Consider the following 2,693-nt stretch of genomic DNA (forward strand, 5'->3'; position numbering starts at 1 on the left):
CGTGTCAGCCACGGCCGTCTCCTCTCGGATCAGGCCGGACCCTCACACACCGTTCTTCTGACAGTCCCTCCAGATGTTGCTTGACTAGGGAAGTTGGTGGGGTATTGGGTTGAGGTATAACGGGGTGACCGCTGGAGGCCCGAAATGAGCGAGTTATTCAGATCGATCAAACGTGCTTGGGGTAATTTTGTGGGCCCTGAGGCGACACGTGTGGATAACTGCATTGCCATTGGCTCCGCTGTCATTGGACTGATCGGAGCCGGGCTGCGGGCAAAGCGACGTGGGGCAAACGGAAAAATTGCAATGATCATGGCCGTAATGGCAGCTGATCTGGTTGGCGGAACATATGTCAACAACACTCGTGCCTGCGTCCGATGGTACGAGCGCGCGGGCCAGGGAACTATGGAACATCTGACATTTGCTGCCTTGCATGTACATCCGGGTGTGGTGGGTTGGGCGGATCGAAGTTTCCGTGGTGTACGTCCAGGGGTTGTGTGGGCCGCGGCGCACTACAGCTACATGGTTCTATCTACTGCAGCCATCCGATCGTGCCCTTCGCAACGAAGAGTTCTTGGAGTGGCGCTGGCAGCCGGAGGTCTATGTCTCGACGGATCACTTGGGAGGTCGCCCGTAGCACCTTGGTTTGCATGGACCTACTACCCGAAACTCCTGATGGGCCATGCCGCCGGATCTCTGTGGCCCAACGAGAACCTCCAAGTGAGGTTTCGGGTTGACGCCTAGCCCTATTGGCGCGATGCCCCTTTGCATGACCAATTGATCAGATCGTTCTGCAGTCATGCCACTCAACGAATCTGGCATTCGCAGTACGTCAAGGGTGCGGGTTGTAACGTGCAACGTAAGCGCGGCAGCACCCCGGATACGGCGGTGCGGTTGGCCAAGTTCTTCGGGACGTTCGCTGAATTATGGATGAACTTGCAAAGCCTGTACGAGCTGAGGCTTGAGCGGCGTGCTCTTCGATAGCGACTCGAGGGTATTGCTCCACTGCAAACGGCCCGATGGCGGGCCTACCGTAGAAGCTCCCGGAACCAGTCAATCGCCCCTCGGACGCCGCCGGGTCGCCTTGATCTCGGAGCGGCGTTGCTTGGCCGCGAGCCGACGGCGCACTGATCCGCGGGTGCGCCGGGTGGCCCGTCGGGCGGGCGGGGGAGGTGCCAGCGCCTCCCGAATGAGGTCCGCTAGTCGTTGCCGGGCGAGAGCCCGATTTCGGAACTGAGCACGCTGCTCGGAGGCCTCGACCATGAGGACGGTGCCGGAGAGCCGGTGCTCGAGGTTCTGAATCGCGCGTTGCCGTTGCGATTCGCTGAAAACGCTTACACGCGCGAGGTCGACGGACAACTGCACTTTGCTATCGGTCGTGTTGACCCCTTGCCCACCGGGGCCGGATGAACGAGCGAATTGCTCTGTGAGGTCCGCAGCGGGAATGGTTAGGCCGCTGGGGATTCCGGGACCGGGGGCAATGGTCAGTGCGTCCATGTCACGAACCCGGGTCTCGGTGATCTCGCCGGATTAGAGCCCATCGGGTTGTGCGCCCTTTCACCGCTCGCATTACATCAGTCATGACATCTACACACATTCAACTGGGGATCACTGGGCACTCGATGACCTCGATTGAGTTGCCATCGTGCAGGCCCACATGAGGATGGTCCTTGAACATTTGGGCGGCGGCATCGTGGGACGGTGCGTCTACTAGGGCGTAGGCAATCTTGGAGTCCTCGAAATCCTCAACGTAGGTCGAGGTGACTCGTTTCTTTCGATAGAGCGGCGAGCCTGGATCAAGGAGAGCCTCCTCGTGCGCCTGTGCCCAGGTGGCCCACGCAGTCATGAACTCGCTCTGCTGCTCATCCGTGAGTTGGTCCTTGTCGGGGTCGGCGCCACCGTGGAGAATCGCGAGGAATTTGCCCATCAACGAAGTATATGTTGTGACGTCTGGGCCACCTTGGTTCGTCTGACTGACGACCGGACAGGCGCACCCGAGCGTGCCGTGGTTGTTGATCAAGCGCATGCGTGATTGCTTAGCACATCATTGCGAAGGCACCGATTATGGAGCTATTTGGGACACCTTGGTCTTTGACCTGCCCACGATTCGTGACTACGTCGAGGCGACATTGAGGATGTGACTACGCACCCTTAGAGCATGCGACTTCCCTTGCCTGCGAGCATCTGTTCCGCCAACTCGCGAGCATATGAAGGTTCTGGTTTCCAGCAGACGGCGATCTCCCACGCGAGAGCGGCTGGCAATGCCTCAAGGTCGACGCCGTTCGTGCCAGCGGGTGCCGAAAGTACCGATCTTGCCGACGCGGCATCGGGTCGCTGAGGCCAGCCTTCCGCGCATTGGTGGACCCGTGCGAGTTCCCGGCGGATTGACGTGGCCTCATGATGAGTGGCGTGACGGCCATGCGGGCGGCCTAGTTGTAAGAGGGCGTGACGTTGCTGACACGGGCTGGGGTGTGTGAGGCCGGGGGCTGGTCGCTGCAGGCGGTATGGGGTCGGTGGTAATTGGGCTCTTCAGAGTTGAGTGTGGGGTGAGGCGTCGAGTCCACCGGTGATGAGGAGCATGCGGAGGCGGTAGTGCTCGAAGTTGCGGAAGCCGCGGGCGATGCGGGGGCCGAGTTCGATGATCCCGTTGATGGCCTCGGTACCACCGTTGCTCGCGCCGTCGGTGTCGAAGTAGG

Annotated in this window: 4 protein-coding genes and 1 pseudogene; 2 read left to right on the forward strand and 3 right to left on the reverse strand. The window is 60.4% G+C overall.

The annotated features are described in order from the left end of the window. Positions 1-849: 849 nt before the first annotated feature. Positions 850-981 (forward strand): annotated as a pseudogene (locus tag ABD283_RS12510) (helix-turn-helix transcriptional regulator); the annotation flags it as partial. Between the two features lie 69 nt (positions 982-1,050). On the opposite strand, the gene arfB reads toward ABD283_RS12510, so the two are convergent. Beyond that, on the reverse strand, positions 1,051-1,494 hold the full coding sequence (arfB, locus tag ABD283_RS12515) for an alternative ribosome rescue aminoacyl-tRNA hydrolase ArfB (RefSeq protein ID WP_315279527.1): 444 nt from the start codon (positions 1,492-1,494) through the stop codon (positions 1,051-1,053). A gap of 100 nt (positions 1,495-1,594) precedes the next feature. After that, on the reverse strand, positions 1,595-1,924 hold the full coding sequence (locus ABD283_RS12520) for a YciI family protein (RefSeq protein WP_095797544.1): 330 nt from the start codon (positions 1,922-1,924) through the stop codon (positions 1,595-1,597). A 46-nt stretch (positions 1,925-1,970) separates the two neighbouring features. On the opposite strand from ABD283_RS12520, the gene ABD283_RS14390 reads away from it, so the two are divergent. Continuing rightward, positions 1,971-2,138 (forward strand): HepT-like ribonuclease domain-containing protein, encoded by a 168-nt coding sequence (locus ABD283_RS14390; RefSeq protein WP_409339831.1) that lies wholly within the window; start codon positions 1,971-1,973, stop codon positions 2,136-2,138. Positions 2,139-2,526: 388 nt separating this feature from the next. Here the strand turns inward: ABD283_RS14390 and ABD283_RS12525 are convergent. Further along, positions 2,527-2,693, reverse strand: a 167-nt coding sequence (locus ABD283_RS12525) for a transposase (RefSeq protein WP_344225326.1), incomplete at its 5' end; no start/stop codon positions are given.

It is taken from the genome of Kocuria atrinae, from assembly GCF_039531425.1.
GTDB classification, from domain to species: domain Bacteria; phylum Actinomycetota; class Actinomycetes; order Actinomycetales; family Micrococcaceae; genus Kocuria; species Kocuria atrinae.